17 protein-coding genes are annotated in these 20,029 nt (G+C 50.5%); 4 read left to right on the forward strand and 13 right to left on the reverse strand.

What is annotated here, in order from left to right:
* Positions 1 to 406: 406 nt before the first annotated feature.
* Together FRZ59_RS02675 and FRZ59_RS02680 are read right to left on the reverse strand one after the other, a co-directional pair.
* The gene (locus tag FRZ59_RS02675) at positions 407 to 595 is read right to left on the reverse strand and encodes a hypothetical protein (RefSeq protein ID WP_132127415.1); all 189 of its coding nucleotides are present in this window, start codon (positions 593 to 595) and stop codon (positions 407 to 409) included.
* 23 nt (positions 596 to 618) lie between these two features.
* The gene (locus FRZ59_RS02680) at positions 619 to 804 is read right to left on the reverse strand and encodes a hypothetical protein (RefSeq protein WP_132127414.1); all 186 of its coding nucleotides are present in this window, start codon (positions 802 to 804) and stop codon (positions 619 to 621) included.
* A gap of 199 nt (positions 805 to 1,003) precedes the next feature.
* On the opposite strand from FRZ59_RS02680, the gene FRZ59_RS02685 reads away from it, so the two are divergent.
* Positions 1,004 to 1,231, forward strand: coding sequence for a helix-turn-helix transcriptional regulator (locus FRZ59_RS02685; protein ID WP_132127413.1), 228 nt, complete (start codon positions 1,004 to 1,006; stop codon positions 1,229 to 1,231).
* An 82-nt stretch (positions 1,232 to 1,313) separates the two neighbouring features.
* Positions 1,314 to 2,207, forward strand: a complete 894-nt coding sequence (locus FRZ59_RS02690; RefSeq protein ID WP_132127412.1) for an AraC family transcriptional regulator — start codon at positions 1,314 to 1,316, stop codon at positions 2,205 to 2,207.
* Positions 2,208 to 2,426: 219 nt separating this feature from the next.
* Here the strand turns inward: FRZ59_RS02690 and FRZ59_RS02695 are convergent, their stop codons facing one another.
* On the reverse strand, positions 2,427 to 3,350 hold the full coding sequence (locus FRZ59_RS02695) for an SMP-30/gluconolactonase/LRE family protein (protein ID WP_207910184.1): 924 nt from the start codon (positions 3,348 to 3,350) through the stop codon (positions 2,427 to 2,429).
* An 87-nt stretch (positions 3,351 to 3,437) separates the two neighbouring features.
* On the opposite strand from FRZ59_RS02695, the gene FRZ59_RS02700 reads away from it, so the two are divergent.
* Entirely contained in the window at positions 3,438 to 4,184 is a 747-nt protein-coding gene (locus FRZ59_RS02700; protein WP_132127411.1) for an NUDIX hydrolase, read from the forward strand.
* Between the two features lie 15 nt (positions 4,185 to 4,199).
* Here the strand turns inward: FRZ59_RS02700 and FRZ59_RS02705 are convergent, their stop codons facing one another.
* From FRZ59_RS02705 to FRZ59_RS18755, 6 genes are read right to left on the reverse strand one after another with little or no spacing between them, the layout of a single operon-like run.
* Complete coding sequence (locus tag FRZ59_RS02705; RefSeq protein ID WP_132127410.1) at positions 4,200 to 6,080, reverse strand: glycoside hydrolase family 9 protein; 1,881 nt, start codon at positions 6,078 to 6,080, stop codon at positions 4,200 to 4,202.
* 23 nt (positions 6,081 to 6,103) lie between these two features.
* Positions 6,104 to 7,351, reverse strand: coding sequence for a glycan-binding surface protein (locus FRZ59_RS02710; RefSeq protein ID WP_132127409.1), 1,248 nt, complete (start codon positions 7,349 to 7,351; stop codon positions 6,104 to 6,106).
* Positions 7,352 to 7,389: 38 nt separating this feature from the next.
* Entirely contained in the window at positions 7,390 to 8,778 is a 1,389-nt protein-coding gene (locus FRZ59_RS02715) for a RagB/SusD family nutrient uptake outer membrane protein (protein WP_262713153.1), read from the reverse strand.
* A complete protein-coding gene (locus FRZ59_RS18750; RefSeq protein ID WP_225975159.1) occupies positions 8,775 to 9,041 on the reverse strand; it encodes a RagB/SusD family nutrient uptake outer membrane protein in 267 nt (88 codons plus the stop codon). Before FRZ59_RS18750 ends, FRZ59_RS02715 begins: the two co-directional genes overlap by 4 nt.
* A gap of 21 nt (positions 9,042 to 9,062) precedes the next feature.
* On the reverse strand, positions 9,063 to 11,573 hold the full coding sequence (locus FRZ59_RS02720) for a SusC/RagA family TonB-linked outer membrane protein (protein ID WP_262713154.1): 2,511 nt from the start codon (positions 11,571 to 11,573) through the stop codon (positions 9,063 to 9,065).
* A gap of 20 nt (positions 11,574 to 11,593) precedes the next feature.
* Positions 11,594 to 12,226 (reverse strand): carboxypeptidase-like regulatory domain-containing protein, encoded by a 633-nt coding sequence (locus FRZ59_RS18755; protein WP_225975160.1) that lies wholly within the window; start codon positions 12,224 to 12,226, stop codon positions 11,594 to 11,596.
* A gap of 209 nt (positions 12,227 to 12,435) precedes the next feature.
* Between FRZ59_RS18755 and FRZ59_RS02725 the strand changes: the two genes are divergently transcribed.
* Positions 12,436 to 16,593, forward strand: coding sequence for a hybrid sensor histidine kinase/response regulator transcription factor (locus FRZ59_RS02725; RefSeq protein WP_132127407.1), 4,158 nt, complete (start codon positions 12,436 to 12,438; stop codon positions 16,591 to 16,593).
* A gap of 40 nt (positions 16,594 to 16,633) precedes the next feature.
* On the opposite strand, the gene rhaM is transcribed toward FRZ59_RS02725, so the two are convergent.
* The 4 genes from rhaM to FRZ59_RS02745 are packed head-to-tail and all read right to left on the reverse strand — an operon-like array spanning position 16,634 to position 20,024.
* Complete coding sequence (rhaM, locus tag FRZ59_RS02730; RefSeq protein WP_132127406.1) at positions 16,634 to 16,948, reverse strand: L-rhamnose mutarotase; 315 nt, start codon at positions 16,946 to 16,948, stop codon at positions 16,634 to 16,636.
* Positions 16,949 to 16,958: 10 nt separating this feature from the next.
* Positions 16,959 to 17,759, reverse strand: coding sequence for a 3-keto-disaccharide hydrolase (locus FRZ59_RS02735; RefSeq protein WP_207910182.1), 801 nt, complete (start codon positions 17,757 to 17,759; stop codon positions 16,959 to 16,961).
* 60 nt (positions 17,760 to 17,819) lie between these two features.
* Entirely contained in the window at positions 17,820 to 18,980 is a 1,161-nt protein-coding gene (locus FRZ59_RS02740) for a Gfo/Idh/MocA family protein (protein WP_132127405.1), read from the reverse strand.
* A gap of 12 nt (positions 18,981 to 18,992) precedes the next feature.
* Positions 18,993 to 20,024 carry a sugar phosphate isomerase/epimerase family protein gene (locus FRZ59_RS02745; protein ID WP_132127404.1) on the reverse strand — a complete coding sequence of 344 codons (1,032 nt, stop codon included), beginning with the start codon at positions 20,022 to 20,024 and terminating at the stop codon, positions 18,993 to 18,995.
* Positions 20,025 to 20,029 lie beyond the last annotated feature (5 nt).

A 20,029-nucleotide genomic window follows, 5' to 3' on the forward strand; every position in this document is an offset into this window, starting at 1 on the left:
TGCCCGCCCTCCCAGGTTTAGTGATTAGCTAAATTTTCCGATCCGCTTGTCCGCGTCCCCTTAGGGAAAATGGTACATGAAACTTCCTACTAAACGACCCAGATGATAGATCGCCAACAAGATCAACGGAATGAAACATGCCCCGAACAGAAGCAGATTTTCAGATTTCTTCTTGCTAATCATCTTGTTATTATATTTAGAGAATTCCATACACATTACCTTCTGGCTTCTTCCCGATACCCTGCCATGAGGCCCAAATGAAAGGTTCCCAAGGCGGGGCATGCATCAATACCAGATAAAATCCCAGTTCTTAAAAATGACATAGAACGTCAGAAAAGAGATCAGTATAATTACTAAAAAACGCCATTCATTTTTTTCAATGATCTTCATTTTGGGTTTATCATGATTAACAATTACATGACCAGCTTGTACTGGCAGCGTCGGTCAATGCTGAAGGTACACCGTAAACAGCGGCAATTCCTATAAACCTGAATACCCGTCCGACATCATACGCGAACCCCCTTCCACCGGCTATATCCATCGCTTCCGCTTCTTCGATAAGTTCCAATCCTTCACAGTTGATTAAACTTTCCATAAGGCCTGTCTTATTAAATTCATTTAACCTTCACAACGTCCCGACAGTCCTGCTTTGAAATTATCCCAATCAGAAATAATTTCTGTAATTGCTGAAATGCACACTCCAGCAGCGACTGCTGTCCAAAATACCAGTCCTCCATTTACTGCCCGCAGCTCATCCTCGCTGAGGCTGACCAGTACGGTGTTCTCAATACTTGTGTTTTTCATAGTTGTTTGTTATTTAAAATTGCGCCTACTCTGTTAAAGGTTTTCGGCTCTCCCTGTTTTGTCAACCGGTAAACTTTGTTGAATAAAGGTAAGGCATTTATAAAGTATCCGCAAGAACTTTCTTAAACCCTGAGGTTTTAAAATATAGCTTTGAGCTATATCTGAAAGTTCCGATATTGCATTATCAAATTTCATCACCATGAAAAACGAAGATTATAACTCAAGCAGGGCCATAATGCGCCGTATTCGTCTAACGAGAGAAGAGAGGCGTTACTCGCAGGAATTCATGGCAGGCAAAATGGGCATTTCCCAGGAAGCGTACAGCAGGCTGGAACTGAATGAAACAACACCTTCTGTCGACCGGCTGTTACTGATGGCGAGGATCCTTGATATCCCGGCCGAAGAATTGCTGTTTACCAGCTCCTGAGCGGGAATAGCCACACACTTGTGTTTTCAAGACAGCAGCGAACCCTCACATAATTTGCCTATTTTAGGGGGGTCAGAGAGCCATGATCAATTATTATAAATATCTTCCGGTAAACCGGGATGCTGTAAAATGGGGATTATGTGTCACGGCTGCGGGCTGCGGGCGAATTGATCTCTCGGACACTTATCCCCACGCGGGCCATCCCGCCCATCATTATTTTGACTGGAAAAATGGCCGTGTCCTGCAGGAATACCAGTTGATTTACATTCCTCGCGGAGGCGGAGTCTTCGAATCGGAAAGCTGTCCTATGACAAATATTAAGGAAGGAGCTATTATCTTCCTTTTTCCTAACGAATGGCATCGCTATAAACCGGATGCCGGCACCGGTTGGGATGAATACTGGGTAGGCTTCACCGGCGGCATCATGGATAACCTCGTAAAAAACCGTTTCCATGAACCAACGGCCCCCTGCCTGCAGATCGGGATCAATGAGCAGGTGGTAAGTATTTTTGACGAGATCATAGAGAAAACAAAGCAGGAAAAATCCGGCTACCAGCCGCTAATCTCCGGCGCGGTGGTTCACCTGCTCGGGTTGATCCATTCCATTTCAAGAGAGCATCATTTCGAAGATGAGCAAACGATCGTGGAAAATATGGTCAATAAAGCCCGTATACTTTTCAGAGCGAACGTGGAACAGCAAATTTCTCCCGAAAAAATAGCCAGCGAACTGGGACTGAGTTATTCCTGGTTCAGAAAAACGTTCAAGGCGTACACCGGCATTGCGCCCGGGCAGTACCTTATTCAGCTGAAGATCGAAAAAGCGAAGATGCTGCTCTCCGACCCGTCTAAATCTGTGAAGGAAATCGCTTATAACCTCAACTTTGATTCCAGTTTTTACTTTTCAAAGTTATTCAAGGAAAAGACCGGCCTGCCGCCGGAAAAGTACAGGAAAAAGATATTCCCGCACCTCAAATAAAACCCGCTGGAAAGGCCTTAAAACAAACAAGGCTGTTCGGGAGAACAGCCTTTGTTTGTATGTAACCAAAACCTAACTTATGAGAAAAAAGTTTGCAAGAAGTCTTTTAAACTATTTGTCGTTCATTTCAACAAATATACTGTGTAGAGAAACGACAACTATCCTGTGGTATCCTGCCTACAGAAAATATTTTAAAATTTTTAAATAGGGCAGCACAAGTTATTTCTCCCCGAAGAATTCGGCGGGAACGCCGCGCACACCGGGCTTCACGGCAAACAGCCCTCCGCTGAGCGGGTAATCCCGCAGCTGTTCCTCGCTAAGGCCGTCGCGGGCCGTTGTAATATACAAAATGTCCAGGTTTTCACCTCCGAATGCACAGGAGGTAGTATGCGGCCCCGGCACGCTTATCTTTTGCAGCAGTTCCCCTGTCAGCGGATCCCACCTGGCGACACAACTCCCGCCCCAGTGGGCGATCCATAATTTTCCGTCTTCATCAATAGTCATTCCGTCAGGAGCGCCCATTCCGGGAGGAACTTTTACGGCCACCCGCGGATGGCTGATATTCCCCGTAGCATTATCGTAGCCGAAGGCCATTACAGTCATGGTTGGCGTATCCACATAATACATTGTTTTTTTATCGGCCGACCATACGATGCCGTTCGAGCAGGTAACGCTGTCAAGCAGCAAGTGAATCCGGCCATCGGGGTCTACCCGGTAAAGGGCCGCCTCTTCGTGCCCGGCCATCGTGCCCACCCAAAAGCGACCGGCGGGATCGCATTTACCATCGTTATACCTGATAGCGGAGTCTTTTTCCGCATTTACCAGGAAATCCATTTCGCCAGTGCTGGTATTCATCTTGTATATACCATCCTGCAATGCCACCAGGGCTTCTCCCGTACGGACCGGGACTACTGTCCCTATCTTTCCCGGAGTCGGCAGCCGGCGGTCTTCGCCCGTTGAAGGATCATAGATATGAAGCTGCTTCCCTTCGATATCTACCCAATATAGTTTTTGTTCGACCGGGTGCCATAATGCCCCTTCGCCCAATGTTGCTTTTGCATCCAGTACCAGCTGCACGTCCTGCGCCCCGGCTGCACCGGAAAAAAAAGTGAGAATGATCATTAATTTTAATCTGAGTTTCATGCCTGATTGCCAATCTGAAAGGGAAATATAATCATTATAGGGTTTGTTCAAAAACTTTATATTCGTGTTTATTAATTCAGTTGTATCATGCTAAGGTATTCCGGACAACAAAGGCTGCTGCTGGCAGCAGACTGCATTATTTTTGGATTTGACGGCAGGGACATTAAATTGCTGCTTATACAACGCGGGTTCAAACCGGCCCTGGGCAAATGGAGCCTTATGGGAGGTTTTGTAAGGAAAGAAGAAAGCGCGGATGAAGCGGCTAACAGGATCCTGCGGCAATTGACCGGGCTGGAAGGAGTTTACCTGGAACAGCTTCATACATTCAGCGTGCCGGACCGGGACCCGGTTGAAAGAACGGTAAGCGTAACCTATTTCGCGCTTATCGACATTAATAAATACCAGCAGCAGCTAAGTGACGAGTATCATGCCGAATGGTTTCACCTTAACGATATCCCCGAACTGATATTTGATCACCGGCAAATGGTGGATGTGGCGCGCAAAAGGGTTCAGTACAAAGCCACGCTTCATCCTCTCTTATTTGAACTGCTGCCGGAAAAATTTACCATCCCCCAGCTGATGCACCTTTATGAGGGGATTTATGATACTACCTTTGATAAGCGGAATTTCAGCCGCAAGCTGTTATCCACCGGTTTACTCATTAAACAAAACGAAAAGGACAAGAGCGGCTCCAGGAAAGGTGCTTTTTATTACGTACTGGACCGGCAGCGATACGCCCGCAGCCAGCAGTCTTTCCTCCATTTTATACCCAATCCCGACCACTTGCTTCGTAACGGCCAGGCCTCTTCTCTTGTAAAAGAGCGTAAGTCCTGAAGAAAGCACCCGGCTTCAGAAGGATTTGCCTTCCTCCAGGGGAAGTATAGCCTCCAGGGCGGAAACCAGGTAAACGAAAGGCGCATTCCAGTTAATGGCTATTTCGTTGGAAGCATAGGAACAGTCACTATCAATATATGCCTGGCCGGGGAGGGTTGAAGGATAATCACAACCATCCTGCATTCCCGCATTCGGCCCTCCTGCCAGCAGTCCCGGAACGGGCTCTGGTACACCATCCGCGACAGAAGGACGATGATGAGGATGCATGGGCGTTTTATCTCCGAATCCTGTGAGAAAGGAGTAGCCGGTAGCATTCCTGCCCAGCAAATAATCCAGGTTAGCAAGTGCGTACTCCAGGTATTTCTTGTCAGGGTCTGCGCGATATGCCTGGATCAGTAAAATGCCCTGGTTAGCTGCCACAGCGTTACTCCCCCAGGCAAAATCGTCTGCTGAACATCCCATTACGGTACCATAAGGCTGGGCGGCCGCCTGGGCAATCCATTTGCCGGCCAGCCGCGTCAGGCGATTCTTTAATTTCGTAATATCCTTCTTTACCACCGGCGATAACTTTTTTTCCCAGCGCAGCAGTGAGTAGTACCCTAGGAGGCGTACCTGACTCCAGCTGGGAAGCGGCAGCTCGTCATCCGGAAACATCTCTATAATGGTATAATACTTTTCCTCCCCCGTGCTAATGAACAGTTCAGCCGCGGCCCAGATAAATTCATCTTCCGGATAACGGTCGCCATATGCTCCGGTATGCACGTCAGGATCATACTTCCGGTTCATTTCTTCCTGGTTATAAATGCTGTCCGGGTTTTCCAGCGCCCATTCCCAGGCCTTTACAGCGGCATTAAGGCAGGAGTCAGAAAGACCGGGCAACTCTTGCTCCATATCGCTGAATATGCGGGCCGCCTGGGCCATCACCGCCGAGAAATCAAGGGATGCTGCCGTGCTTTTCTGTACCACGTATCTTTTGGAAACAGCGGTTTCGGGCATGACCATACCTTCAAAATCCGCTGCAGTCAGCTTATGATATACCCCGCCATCGTGGGGATCCTGCATACTCAGCATCCAGCGAAGATTCCATAGAACTTCATCGAGCAGGTCGGGAATGCTATTTGCGCTTTCGGGAATATCAAGATTTTGTTTTATGAAATATTCCGGAAAATCTTCATAAAGAGAGAGCAAGGTACCCACGGTAATTCCGGAGTTAACCATGTATTTATTATAATCTCCTGCATCATACCAACCCCCCGGCGCGGAGATTACCAAACCTTCCGGGCGCTGCGAAGACGCTGAGGCCCCATGTATCAGTACGGCAGTATCGGGATGCCCGCCCGCCCGGGCCCACTTGCCGGCGTGTTCAGGAAGGAGCGTAGTAGCCGTCCGCTGAAAATAAAAACCTTTCAGCGAAGCTTTTGCAATCTCCCGGTGAACTTCTCCCCGGATCTCAAAAGGATAAGATTTTCCCAGACCCGGAATGCACAGCACAAAGATTCCCTCTTTTTTTAGTGAAGAAAAATCGGCAATACGGGTGCTTCCCGCCGAATTGGCCGAACTGCGTGAGGTATCTAGCAAACCCGTATAAACCGTGTCCCGGAGGTCTGGCCCGGTGATATAAAACCTGTCCGCTTCGCCGGCGCTGATTGTACTGCCAGCCCTGGTTGTCTGGCCAGCCCTGGTTGTCTGGCCAGCCCTGGTTGCACCAACGGCCCGGCCGGGCGCTTCCGCTTCCACTACAACCGCTATTTTAGCCGCCTGCGGGTAAAAACCCGTTTGGTTAAGACGTATTTCCCCGGCCAGCCGCTGAGCCGACACCGGGAATGCGGTAAGCCCTGAAAGAAAAGCGATCAGGATTGAACAGTTATACCATCCTGCCGTTTCATACCGGTTCATTTTGTAATATAGTTATTTATGGATTAATCGGCCTCCGCATTGACGACCCTTATATTGTCGACGGCAAATACCACAGGAACCGGAGCCGGCGTCGGGTTAACAAGGACTACTCTTAAATGATGCTGCCCATCCGCATTTCCCTTCAGCAGATCATCATAAGTTGACATCCGGGAATTAGCATTGGTCAAAGTATTCAGGGGAACTGAAACGGTATACCATTTTCCGTCCGTACTTCGTACAAAATCCGTTAAGGAAACGTTTGCCGATAACTCTGTATTGTTTTCGTTCTGGTACATTACCTGCAATTCAATTCCCGCCAGGGAAGCAGCGGCAGAAACCGCCACCTCCATGCGGATATCAAAATCAGCGATCGGAACTCCCGGATCATACTTTTCCGGAGGAACTGTGGGATATATCTGCTCCCCTCCCCAATTTACCAGGTTAATGACTTTTTCATTAGCCCAGCCCCAGTCGGGCGGAAGTGTCATATTTATGAGGCCGAAGCTTCCGTCAATTGGCTGGATCCCCGGTGCGGTACTGGTGATATTGGCATTTGGAATACCCCAGCCCCAGTTATCCGGCCATACCAAGGCACCATCGGTATCAAAATCCGCCACCATCCCGTCCCCGTCGTAAAACCGGGTTGCCCGGTTTGCCTGTGAATTCCCGCTTTTCGTACTGACAATGAGGTCCCCGCCTCCGGAGGGGTCAAAACCGGGAGGAATGGTAACCGTAAGCGTGGCCCCGCCGGAGCCGCTGGCAAAGTCCCCGGTAAGATATACATCACCCGGGAACAATACCGAGTCCACGAAATAAAAATATTTGCCATACAAGGTGATGGGTTCTCCTGCTCCTGCGTATTGATTACTGATCTGTTCCACGACAGGAGCGGGCGGCAATACCTGGAACTGGTAAACCGCTTCCCCGAAAGGATTGACCACTTTGATCACATTCGGCACATCAGGATCTGTCGCTACGGTAGGAACGCTATCCGATACACTGACTATCAAATGATTATTGGTAGCGTAGGCGGCATTAACCCCCACCCGGTAATTGTTGATGAAAACCGCTTCCACGCTTCCGAGATTGTTGCCCACGATCACCAGGGTGCTTCCGAGCGTGGCGCTGCTCAGGGAACTGTCGGCGGTGGCCGGATCGCTCAGCCTGACCCGTTCGATAAAGGGCACGCCCTGACTGATCGGTTCTTCTTCCTTTTCACAGGAAACCAGTATAAACAAGGCGGTAATGAATGTTAAAATATATCTTTTCATGATATTCCTGTCTTGTTGAATTTATTAGTACCTGATTCTTACTCCCCGAAATCATAAGGCACCGGCGGCTTTCGCAGATTCGGCGCCCTTGACAGTTCTGTGGCCGGAAGCGGAAGGTAAAAATTACCGGCATTCACTACATAGGTCCTGGGCTGCGCCGAACCTTCGTCTATTTCAATCTCCCAGGAATTGGGATCCGGGATCTGATCGGGGTAGATCCGGAAAAACCCGCGGTCCTGCCCGCTTAAAATAGTATAGGCCTTCTGGGGATCATAATAGTGCAGCCGGGTGAACTCATACCAGGCTTGCCCTTCCATGGCAAATTCAAGCAACCGCTCGTTAAAAATATCTTCCCAGGTGACGGAGGTTTTGGGATCCAGGCCGGCCCTGGTCCGAACCGCGTTATAGTATTGTAAGGCCTCTCCATCGGAAGTAGAAGCGTTATTGCCTAAGACCGCTTCCGCATAGATAAGGTAAACATCGGCCAGGCGCAGCATATAGGTATTGATCTCGGTACGCTGCTGCTGCACCTTGCCGTCGTTATCCTCCGGCCGTCCAACCACATACTTCTTTACCCAGACCCGGGAATTATAACGCCGGCTTTCCTCATCGGTGCTGTTCACCGGCACCCGCAGTTCCTGGGGCTCTCCCCCGGAGGGCACCTGGGTGATATAAGAATAATGAGAAGCCGGCAGCATAAAGGTAGCCTTCCTTCGTTTATCCGCTTCTTCGTATTTTTCCAATATATAAAGGGAAGCGCCGATATCTCCTCCCCAGCCATCTCCGAAACCAGTTATTTCGGAGCCATAGGCCAGGTAAGCCTGCACGCTGTTATTCGTCCCCCAGCCGCCGTTATAGACCCATTGCAGAGCGAACAGGCTTTCGGGATTGTTATTGTTCTCCATCAGGAAGAGGTCGCGGTATTCCGGCAGGAGGCTGGCCCCGCTGTTATCGATCACATGCTTTGCATACCAGGCGGCGCTGTCCAGGTCCGCCTGGTTCCGGCTGCCGCTCTGCCCCACGCCGGATCGGGCCAGGAACATTTTAGCCAGCATGCCTTCAGCCGCCCATTTCGTTAAACGCCCCTCCTGCGGCGCCGTCTCCGGCATATGCTGAACGGCAAAACGCAGGTCCCGCATAATAAATTCCCAGACGCTTGGTATGGTATTCCTGGCAATGCTGGTATCCTGCAGCAAGGTTGAGTTATCTTCGATAACCGGCACAGGGCCCCAGTTCTGCACCAGGTAGGAATAGGCAAGGCCTCTCATAAAACGCGCCTCGGCAATAGCATACTGTTTTATGTTTGCCGGCACATTTTCGCCGGCGAACTGTTCTATATTCTTTATCAGCGTATTGGATTGCCCTACTATATTATAAAAGGACCTCCAGGACGCTCCGTTCTCGGCGGTCAGTCCGGTAGTGTTCATCTGGATATTTTCCAGCTGATAGGAGCCGGAAGTAAGAATACCCCCCTGGCATCGCCTATTCCATGGGAAGCCTTGTCGTTATAATCAAACCATACGAGGTTGTACAAGGGCGCCGTGCCTGCCAGCACTTGTTCAGCTGTTTGGTAAAAATTGGCATCCACGATCTGGGACTGTGGCGGACGGTCCAGAAATTCTGAAGAACAGCCTGTAAGAATACCGGCTGCGAGGCCGGCAAGGTAATATATATGATTAGCTTTTCTCATCTTGTTGTCGTTTAGAGAGGATTAAAAATCGAGTCCAACGCTGAAAGTGTAGATGGGGGTCGAAGGATAACGGCCGTAATCGAGTCCGGTTGGCTGCGTATCCGCAGCCACATCCCTGCCCACAAAAGACCCTATTTCAGGATCATACCCCTTGTACCGGGTAAAAGTGGCCAGGTTCTGTACGCCCACTGAAAGCCGGGCGGCCTGTATTACAGGCTGCCGCCCTAAAAAAGACTCAGGCAAATTATAGCCTAGCTGAATATTCTTGATCCTTATATACGATCCGTCTTCCACGAACTTATCGGTAAACCTGGCTCCGTTGCCATTAACATCCGAACCCGACACCCTGGGTACCGAAGTTTCCGGGTTCAGCAGGCGGGGAGCCCCGTTGTCGCCTGTGCCAATCCTGGCGTAAGCAAAGGTTTCTTCCAGGAGATTCCTGCCAAGATTGATATTGTTCGGATTGGTGTTTACAAAACGCAGGTAATTGAAAACATCATTGCCATAGGTTCCGGTAAGGAGGATGCTCAGGTCGAAGCCTTTATAACTGAATGAATTGCTGAACCCAAATGAGAAGTCCGGCCAGGGGTTTCCAATAAAGGTTTGATCCCGCTCATCAATTACGCCGTCATCGTTCAGATCCTTGTACCGGATATCCCCTACCCATACCGAGTTCGGGTTTGCAGCCAGCTCCGCACCAGTATTATCGGTAGGCAGGGCGCTTGCTTCGATCTCCTCCAATGATTGAAACAAGCCGTCATAGACATAGCCATAGAACAGCCAGGGCGCCTTCCCTATATCCGAACGCTGTGTCCAGTTATTAAGGTACCAGGCGGAACGCTGCAGGAAAGCTGTTTCCGAATACAGTTTAGTTAGTTTGGGCCTGAATCCAGATATATTGAAATTACTGTTCCACTGAAAACCCTTCCGGTCTATATTAATGGTGTTCAGGGTAAACCCGTATCCCCTGTTTTCCAGGGAGCCCACATTGACGATAGGAGGAGCAATAGAACCCTGTCCCGCGGTGCCCATATAATCGGGAAGAGGATTAGGCATCAACAGGTTATCCGTCTTCTTGATATAAAAATCTCCTTCCAGCTGCACACGGTTTTCCAGGATACTGAGGTTAAATCCAATATTATAGGTTTGGGTTTCCTCCCATTTCAACTCCTGGTTCCCGTAGCGCCCGGCAAGAAAGCCGGCTCCCCAGGGAGTAGCCACGGAATTCAGAGGAGAAAACACTCCCTCGCTTCCCTGGTTGCCGGTGAGCCCGGTTTCAAGACGTAATTTCAATTCCTCGATATACGTGACATCCTGCATAAATGATTCCTGAGAAATCCTCCAGGCAGCCGACACAGAAGGGAAAACGCCCCATCGGTTTTCCGGCCCGAAATTCGATGAACCGTCAGCCCGGATGGCTGCCTGGAGAATATACCTGCCATCATAACTGTAATTCAGCCGGCCCAGATAAGATTCCATGGCCCAATCGCCCCGGCCACCGCCATTTATGGCTCCGTCCGGGCTGCCGATATTCAGGTCGGGGATCTCATTGGTAACAAAGCCCGTTCTTGATCCGGATAAGTTTTCCCAGCTGGATTCCTGGGATTCATGACTTGCCATTATACCAATTTCATGTTTCCCGATACTTGTGTTGTACTGCGCCAGCTGGTTCAGGTTCCAGTAAATATTGGTTCCTCTGTTCACTGCCAGGCTTGCTACCTCATTTGGCCGGTCACCGAGCTGGTAGGTAGGTATGAAATAGCTGGAATTGCTATACCGCACTTCACCGTTCAGGGAAGTACGGAAGGTTAAGCCTTTGAGAATACTAATATCCGCGCTGATGCCTCCCATTGCGCCTCTCCGGTTAAGATCATTCCGGATGAAGCTGGCAACTGCAACCGGATTGAGCGGAGTAAACTGTTCGCTGCTGCCGTTCGCGGCATCGGGCCCTCCCCAGCTCCCGTCAGGATTTCTGACCGGCACATTGGGCGCAATATTAATCGCATTGTTGATGACATTTTCCTGGGAGGTCCCAAGTTGATCATCCGTTTGATTCAGGGAAAGGTTAGCGCTTAATTTCAGCCAGTCGCGGGTTTGATTGTCCACGTTCAGCCTCAGCGAATACCGTTTAAAAGAGGAGCCGATAGCTACGCCTTCCTGGTCGAAATATTCTCCTGAAAGGTAAAAGGTAGTGCGTTCGCTTCCTCCGCTCAGGCTGAGCTGGTGTTTTTGCAGGGGAGATGTTTTAAAAAGAGCGTCCTGCCAGTTTGTGCCTTCGCCGAGTACAGAAGGATCCAGAAAAGCCCCGGGGGAATCCCCTCCTGCTATGGCATGGTATTCATTCACCATTTGCGCGTATTGCCGCAGGCTCATTACCGACAGCATTTCCGGCTCATCCTGCACACTATACAGGAAATTATAATTGATCTTCATCTGTCCGGCCTCTCCTCTTTTGGTGGTGATCAGCACGACGCCATTCGTGCCCCGCGAGCCATAAATGGCGGTTGCGGAAGGCCCCTGAAGGACCTCCATGGACGCGATATCGGTTGGGTTCAGCCCGGCCAGGGGTTCATGGAACTGGTGGCGCCGTAAGCAACCGTCCCCGGAGCGATCTGCACGCCATCTATTACATACAGGGGTTCATTACTGCCGTTAATAGAATTGATGCCCCTTATGTTGACCGATATACCGCCTCCGGGCTGTCCGCTGTTCTGGGTCACATAAACTCCGGCAGCACGGCCCTGCAAGGCCTGGCCAATGGTCGTGTTTAAGGTTTTGCCGATATCTTCAGCGGTAACAGAAACCTGGGCTCCGCTGATATCGGCCCTTTTCATCTGCCCGTAACCCACTACCACCACTTCATCCAGGTTCGCGACATCTTCAGTAAGGGAAACATCGATAGTGCGCTGGCTGCCGACTATCACTTCCTGTGACTCATATCCAAGAAATGAGAATACAAGCACATCGTTGGGGGCGGCTGAAATAGTATAATTCCCTTCAAGGTCTGTCGAAATTCCGTTAATGGTTCCCTTTAAAAGCACACTTACTCCCGGCATGGGGCTTCCGTCAGCGGCGGCGGTTACTTTTCCGCTGACTGCATGTTCGCCGGGACCGCCGTCCTGGGGAAAAACCTTACCCTGGGACATTACCACAATAGCCAGCAGTATGGCCATGAACTTCCTCATAATTATTTGGTTTAGATCCTACGTATAAGTTCAGGTTTCCGAAACCCTGCCTGTCAGCTCGCAGCGGAAAATTAGCTGCACGCGGCGACAGGCGGCCCCGCAGAAGTAAAATTAAGAAGGCGCACAGGAAGCCAGGGTATCGAAATGTTTCCGTTTACCGTATAAAATGTTAAAACACTGGTATTTTTTGGTTATTTTTCGGTTACCATATGCGATACGTATACATACTGATATTCTTTCTCAGCTTCTCCTGCCTGCGGGCGGTATCGCAGGAGATCCAGTATCAGTTTGCGCACCTTGACATAAGCAACGGATTATCCCATAATCAGGTCAATTGCATTTTAAAGGATAAAAAAGGCTTTATGTGGTTCGGGACGATGTCGGGGCTCAACCGGTACGACGGTTATACTATCCGGACATTTAAGCACGACCTTCGCGACTCCTCATCCATCAGCGATAATTACATAAGCAATTTGTTTGAAGGCCCTTTGGGGGATATTTGGGTAGAAACCCTCGACGGTATCAATATTTACCATCCCGAAACCGGGTCATTTACGCGGGATATCGGGCCAGCATTAAAAAAATTATCCCTCCCGGATGCGCATATTACAGATATGATGGAAGACAGCCGGGGAAACTACTGGTTCGCATATTCCACTTCAGGCCTGTACCGGTATTCTCCGGCAAGCGGCGCCACCACCTCGTTGCATCCCGGGAAAGGGGATAAAAGCAGTTTAAGCTCTTCCAGCATTGCCGCGATCGAGGAAGACAACGAAGGTAATTTTTGGATATTTCACGCAGACGGGATGCTGGAGTTGCTTGACGGGAAAAGCTTCGGCGTCATCTACCGGAATAACAGCCTGGCTGGTGTAGCCGGAGAGCATACCGGAGAAATTTCAGGCCCTGACTTGTTCATTGATGCTGAAAACGATCTCTGGATCTATTTCCGCAGTACCGCCGGAGGGATCTATTATTTTAATACCACGCAAAAGGTACTCAGCCATTTCAGCAGGTCCTCCGGCCGGGCAAGGCTGAATAATGACATTATCACCGGAATAGTTCAGGACAGCAGGGGGCTGATCTGGATCGGCACCGACCACGGTGGCATTAACCTGATAGATAAACGCACATTCTCCGTCAGGCAAATTCTTTATAACGAAGACGATAAAAAAAGCCTCAGCCAAAACAGTATTTACAGCTTATACAAGGACGACGAGGGGATCATCTGGGCGGGTACGTATAAAAAGGGCGTCAACTATTACCATGAAAGCATTGTCAAATTCCCGCATTACCAGCACCAGCGATCGAACCCGGAAAGCTTACCCTTTAACGATATAAATGCTTTCGTGGAAGATGAAAAGGGCAACCTGTGGATCGGGACCAACGGCGGAGGCCTTCTCTATTTCGACCGCGAGAAGAATAGCTTCCGGCAATTCCTGCATGACCCTTCCGATCCTGGCAGTTTAAGCAATGATGTAATAGTATGCCTTTGCCTGGACCACCAGGGAAAACTTTGGATAGGCACCTATTACGGCGGGTTGAATTGTTATGACGGAGACAAGTTCATCCACTACAAGCACGATCCTGAAAGGCCGGAAAGCCTTTCCGACAACCGCGTTTGGGAGATCATCGAAGATTCCCGCCATAATTTATGGATTGGCACCCTCAACGGAGGGCTTAATCTGTTTGACCGGGAAAGCAATATATTTTCTCATTATAAAAGTGAAGACCCCAACTCGGTTACTTCCAACTACATTGCAGACCTTACAGAAGATGCGGAAGGAAATCTTTGGGTGGGCACTTCGCATGGAATCAACGTACTGGACCAGGCCTCCGGCAAATTCAGCCGCTACCTGCACCAGGCCGGCGAGCCGGGCAGCCTCAGTAACAATAACGTCGTCACCATCATGGAAGACAGCCGGGGCCTGGTTTGGGCCGGAACACGCGAAGGGCTGAACTTGATGGATAAACAGCGTAACAGCTTCCGGGTTTTCAGGAAAGAAGACGGCTTGTCGGATAATACCGTGCTGGGCATCCTCGAAGCAGAAAACGGAGATCTGTGGATAAGCACCACCAACGGGATCTCACGGCTCACAATCAGCAGAAAGGCCGGAACCGACAGCCTGAACTTCAGGTTTAAAAATTTTGACGAAGCCGACGGGTTGCAGGGGAAAGCATTCAATGAGAATGCCGAACTCAAAACCGGGAAAGGGGAACTGGTTTTTGGAGGGGCAAATGGTTTTAACATCATAGATCCCGCTAACATTCACTTTAATAAAAGCACGTTTCCCGTTGTTTTAACGGAACTTCAGCTATTTAACAGGGAGGTTAAAGCAGGAGACACGATCAATGGCAGGGTCCTCCTTTCCAGGAGCATTACAGAAACAAAATCCGTTACGTTCAAGCATACTGAAGACGTCATTTCCCTTGAATTTGCCGCCCTCAGCTTCTTTCACCCGCAAAAGACGCGCTACGCCTATATTCTTGAAGGATTTAACGATCACTGGCTGACAACCGACGCCCGCCAGCGCAAAATAACTTATACCAACCTGGATCCGGGCGAATACCGGTTCCGGATAAAAGCCGCTAACAATGAAGGAGCCTGGAGCGAAGATGAACTGCTGCTGCTGATCAGGGTCTTGCCACCCTTCTGGGAAACTCCCCTTGCATTCCTGATCTATGCGTTGCTGATCATTGCTACATTGCTGCTCGCCAGACGGTTTATCCTGGAACGGGAACGCATAAAATTCCGCCTGGCACAGGAACGTACCGAGGCACAGCGGATGCACGAGCTGGATATGATGAAGATCCGCTTCCTGACCAATGTCAGCCACGAGTTCAGAACCCCTATTAGCCTCATACTTTCGCCGGTTGAGAAACTGGTAAGGCATGCCGACAGCCCTGCTGATAAAAATCACCTGCTGATGATCCAGCGCAATGCCAGAAGGCTCCTGAACCTTGTAAATCAATTGCTCGATTTCCGGAAAATAGAGGTTCAGGAACTGCGGCTGAACCTGGCCGAAAACAATGTGGTACAGTTTGTCAGGGAAATCACCGCATCGTTTTCGGATGTTTCGGAGAATAAGAACGTAACCCTTAGCTTTTGCCCGGAAATACAGGACCTGCATATGGCGTTTGACGCCGATAAGCTGGAGAAAATCTTATTTAACCTACTGTCCAACGCCTTTAAATTCACTCCCTGCGGCGGAAGTATCCAGGTTAAGCTGGGGCTGCAACCCGCAGCAGGTTCCGGGGAACAACAGCTTAAGATACAGGTAATTGACAATGGCATCGGCATTCCGGCAGACAAGCAGGAAAAAGTGTTCGAACGATTCTTCCAGAGCGAACTTCCCGCATCCATATTAAACCAGGGCAGCGGCATAGGGCTCTCCATCGCCAGGGAGTTCGCGCAGCTTCATAAGGGAACCATTCACCTTCGCAGTCACCCCGGAAAAGGAAGCTGTTTTACCGTACTGCTTCCCCTGGAGAAGAGCGGCTCTCAGGGGATGGTTCGGGCCAGGAACCGGCCGGCTAACGGCCTTTGGGTATCCGGCAGAAGGCGCAGGCATGAAATAAACCTAATCAGCGCTCATGGAAGAAAGAAAAGCCAGGTACTCCTGGTGGAAGATAACGAGGATTTCCGGTTTTATTTAAAAGACGGGCTGGAGGAAAACTTTATCATACTGGAAGCAGGCAATGGCACCGAAGGCTGGGAAATGGCTGCCAAACATATCCCCGATATCGTTGTAAGCGATATCATGATGCCCGGATTGAACGGTATGGAACTATGCCGGAAAATCAAGTCGGACCGGCGTACTTCTCATGTCCCGGTCATTCTTCTGACGGCGCTTGCGGAAGAAGAACAGGAACTGGAAGGGCTGGAGACAGGGGCAGATGATTATGTAACCAAGCCTTTCAGCTTTGATGTGCTGCTTTTGCGCATCAAAAACCTGGTTGCCCAGCGAGAGCTGGTGAGGAAATCATTTCAGAAACACATGGAGATCAAACCCAGCGAAGTGAGCATTACGCCCCTTGATGAAAGCTTGATCCAAAAAGCCATCGCGCTGGTGGAAGAAAACATTGCCAACGCCGATTTTTCAGTAGAAGACCTCAGCGGAAAATTGAATATGAGCCGGGTTGCGCTTTACAAAAAACTGCTTTCCCTGACCGGAAAGAGCCCCATAGAGTTCATCAGGGTGATCCGTCTGAAAAGGGCGGCGCAACTCCTGGGAAAAAGCCAGCTCACGGTATCGGAAATAGCCTACCAGGTAGGCTTTAACAATCCGAAGTATTTTACCCAATATTTTAAAAAGGAATTCAACATCCCGCCTTCCAGGTACCAGGCAGAAAAGCTGAAAGAGGGGTAGCCGGCCTTTCCACATCAGCCGGCCGGCTCCCCGCGTTCCCTCAATCCATATGGAAAACCTTTTCAAGCGGAATGGAAACCGGCGAATTATCCGGGTTAGTTACGGAAATATCCGCCATGTAAGCCCACCATTTCTGCACCACTTCATGAGCGCCTAGCGCCTGGGATGAACTGTTTCCGGCCAGCATCTGGACGGCGAAAAGCGTATCGCTGGCCTCATCCAGGAAAATTGTATAATCACTGATGCCGTTTTCTTTCAGCAAAGCTCTTATTTCAGGCCAGAGCGCTTCATGGCGCCGCTTGTATTCTTCCCTGCAACCGGGTTTCAACTGCATTTTAAATGCAATTTTCTCCATACCGGGCGGCTTACAATTCCTTTAGCCGGATATTGCGGTACTCCACTTTCATGGGCGGGCCCACATGTACCTGGACCCCGAGATATCCGCTGGCTTTTCCGTTTACGGTATCGTTATCCGTCACATCGCTCATGAGTACGCCGTTCACATAATGCTGCAGATGATTTCCACTGGCCACGATCCGGATCTCATTCCAGTCGCCCAGTTTTACATGCTCCTTCAGGGAATCACTCGTTCCCAGTTCTTCGGTGACCTCTGCCGGCGTCCAGGCATTGCCTTTCACATGTTCACGTACCTCTCCTTCGGTAGCGGGGATGGTTACTTTCTGCCCTCGGTAAGCCAGTGTAGTACGGCCGCGTTCTTCGTAATTCTGGCCGGTATAGCGCGCTGCACCGTCAATATCAGCCTGGTATCCCCTCAGCGCATTGGGTATATCTCCGAGTAGCTCGCTGCGATAGTTGATCCCGCTGTTTCCGCCTTCCGATATCCGGAATTCCGCTTTAAGTTCAAAATCACCGGGAGTGCCTCCCTGCCAGATAATAAAAGAATTGTTTTCAAGGCTGTTTCCCGGCTTGATCTCTCCCACAAGATTCCCGTTTTCCACGCGCCACAAGCTGGTATCGCCTTTCCAGCCTTCGAGGCTTTCGCCGTCAAAGAGCTGGACAAAACCTTCGTCTTCCCCCGCCGGGGCCAGGGAAGCAGTATCCTGCGCCTGTTCTGCACTATTTTTCGGAGAAGGGTTACAAGCGGTCATAAAAATCAGGCAGCCCGTGGCAAGCATGCTAATGGCTGGTTTAAAGTTCCGGATCATAGTATATTTCTTAAATTTAATGGTAAAGGGCGCCCCCGGAAAAGCCGGAGTAGCTCCGTTTTAAATGTTACCGCTTACGCCGGTGTCTTTCCAGCTTCCGGAAGCAGCCGATTCCAGCACCGCTTCGCATACTTTTTGCGTTTGCAGCGCGTCCCGGAATGTAGGCGCGCAAGGCTCCCCGGTTTCCAGGCTTTTGAGAAAATCAGCCACCTGGTGAATAAAAGAATGCTCGTAGCCGATGCCCAGGCCCGGCACCCACCATTTATCCATGTAAGGCTGATCACCGTCAGTCACGTGAATGGACCGCCAGCCTCTTACATTTGATTCATCCGCGTGGTCAAAATATTCCAGGCGGTTCAGGTCATGCAGGTCCCAGCGGATAGAAGCATGCTCTCCGTTGATCTCGAAGGTGTATAAGGCTTTATGCCCCCGTGCGTAACGGGTAGATTCAAAAAGCCCGAGGGAACCGTTCCCGAAATGGCAATGGAAAATACAGGCGTCGTCAATTGCGACTTTCTGCATCTGCCCGCTGAGCTGGTGCATCCGCTCCTTAATGAACGTTTCCGTGACGGCGGACACATCCTTAATGGCTCCGTTCAGCCACATTGCCGTGTCAATACAGTGAGCGAGCAGGTCGCCGGTAACGCCGGAGCCGGCCGCGTTCGCGTCCAGGCGCCAAAGCGATTCCCCGCCCTGGGGCAGGTCAGCGCTGATGGTCCAGTCCTGCAGGAAATTAGCCCGGTAATGAAAGATGCGGCCCAGCTTTCCTGAATCAATGACCTGTTTCGCCAGGGTCACCGCCGGCAGGCGGCGGTAATTATACCAAATGGTGTTTTTTACGCCGGCCTTTTCAACAGCTTCCACCATCGCCACGGACTCGTCCATGGTGCGGGCCAGCGGCTTCTCGCAAAGTACCATCTTCCCGGCTTCCGCCGCGGCGATAGCAATTTCAGCATGCATATTATTTGGAGTACAGATATCAACCGCATCTATATCTTCCCGGGCCACCAGCGCCTTCCAATCCGTTTCTGTAGACTCATACCCCCACTGACTGGCAAAGGCAGCGACCTTTTCCGGGTTACGGGAGCATACTGCTTTTAAAACGGGCCGGTACTGCAGATCCGGGAAGAAGTTGCTTGCCCGGTTATAGCCGTTGGAGTGGGTCCTTCCCATGAAACCGCAGCCAACCAATCCTATCCTTATTTCTTTCTTATTTTCCATATTTATTTTGATTTAAGCATTCCAGCCGTGTAATTTCCTCACTTCAATCAGGGCCGCGAGGATATCATTCCAGGTTTTTTGCTGAGTCATGATCTCATTCGGGAACATGCAGCCATCCCAGCAGATATGTTTCACCGCCTTGGTGAGTTCCCCTTTTTCATCACGGAGCCAGAAACCCGCATCGTGGGCAATATCCAGCTTCCCGTTAGGGTCTGTCGCCAGACAATGCCTTCCTGTCTTATCATGGGAACCGGAACCAAAAACCGTCCCGTCATTCTGGGCGACGTGAAAGTCAATTGTCCAGGGCCGGAGAGCGGCGGTCAATTTTTTCAAACCTTCGGTAAGAGCCTCGCGGTCTTCCCACTTGAAATCCTCGGGGAGAATGCGGTCCTGCGGCGCGTTGTAGCCCAGCAGGTACAAAAAGGTATGAGACATATCCGCCTGGAACCCGATATTAGGACGGTCTACCGCTTCCAGGGTTTCCAGCATAGCACGCCAGCTGTGCATGCCTCCCCAGCAGATCTCGCCTTCGGCAGCCAGCTTTTCGCCGTAATCAGCCGCGACATCGCAGGCTTCGCGGAACGTCTGGGCGATCAGCCTGGTATTTCCCGCAGGGTCGGCCGACCAGCTTTCCGGACTGCTGGCGGAATCGATCCTGATCACTCCGTAGCTGCGAACCCCTTCTTTTTCAAGCTGCTTGGCGAACTCACAGGTTTTGCGGATCACTTCCACGAAGCCTGCCCGTTCTTCCTTGCTGCCCATAGCGGGAGTACCCCATACCGGCGCCACCAGCGAACCGATGTTCAGGCCGTAGGCGCCCACCTTTCCGGCAAGTTTACGGGCCTCTTCCGCTCCGCCGTCAAGATGCACATGCGGATCCAGCAGGCCCACGTCCACGCCGTCAAATTTTACGCCGTCCACTTCGGCCGCAGCCGTGAACTCCAACATTTTGTCAAAGGGAATAACCGGTTCCGAATCCGGCCCTTTCCCGACAATGCCAGGCCAGGTAGCATTATGAAGCCTGGGATAATTATTATTGCTCATAATCT

This window comes from Anseongella ginsenosidimutans, from assembly GCF_008033235.1.
In the GTDB taxonomy this organism is placed as follows: domain Bacteria; phylum Bacteroidota; class Bacteroidia; order Sphingobacteriales; family Sphingobacteriaceae; genus Anseongella; species Anseongella ginsenosidimutans.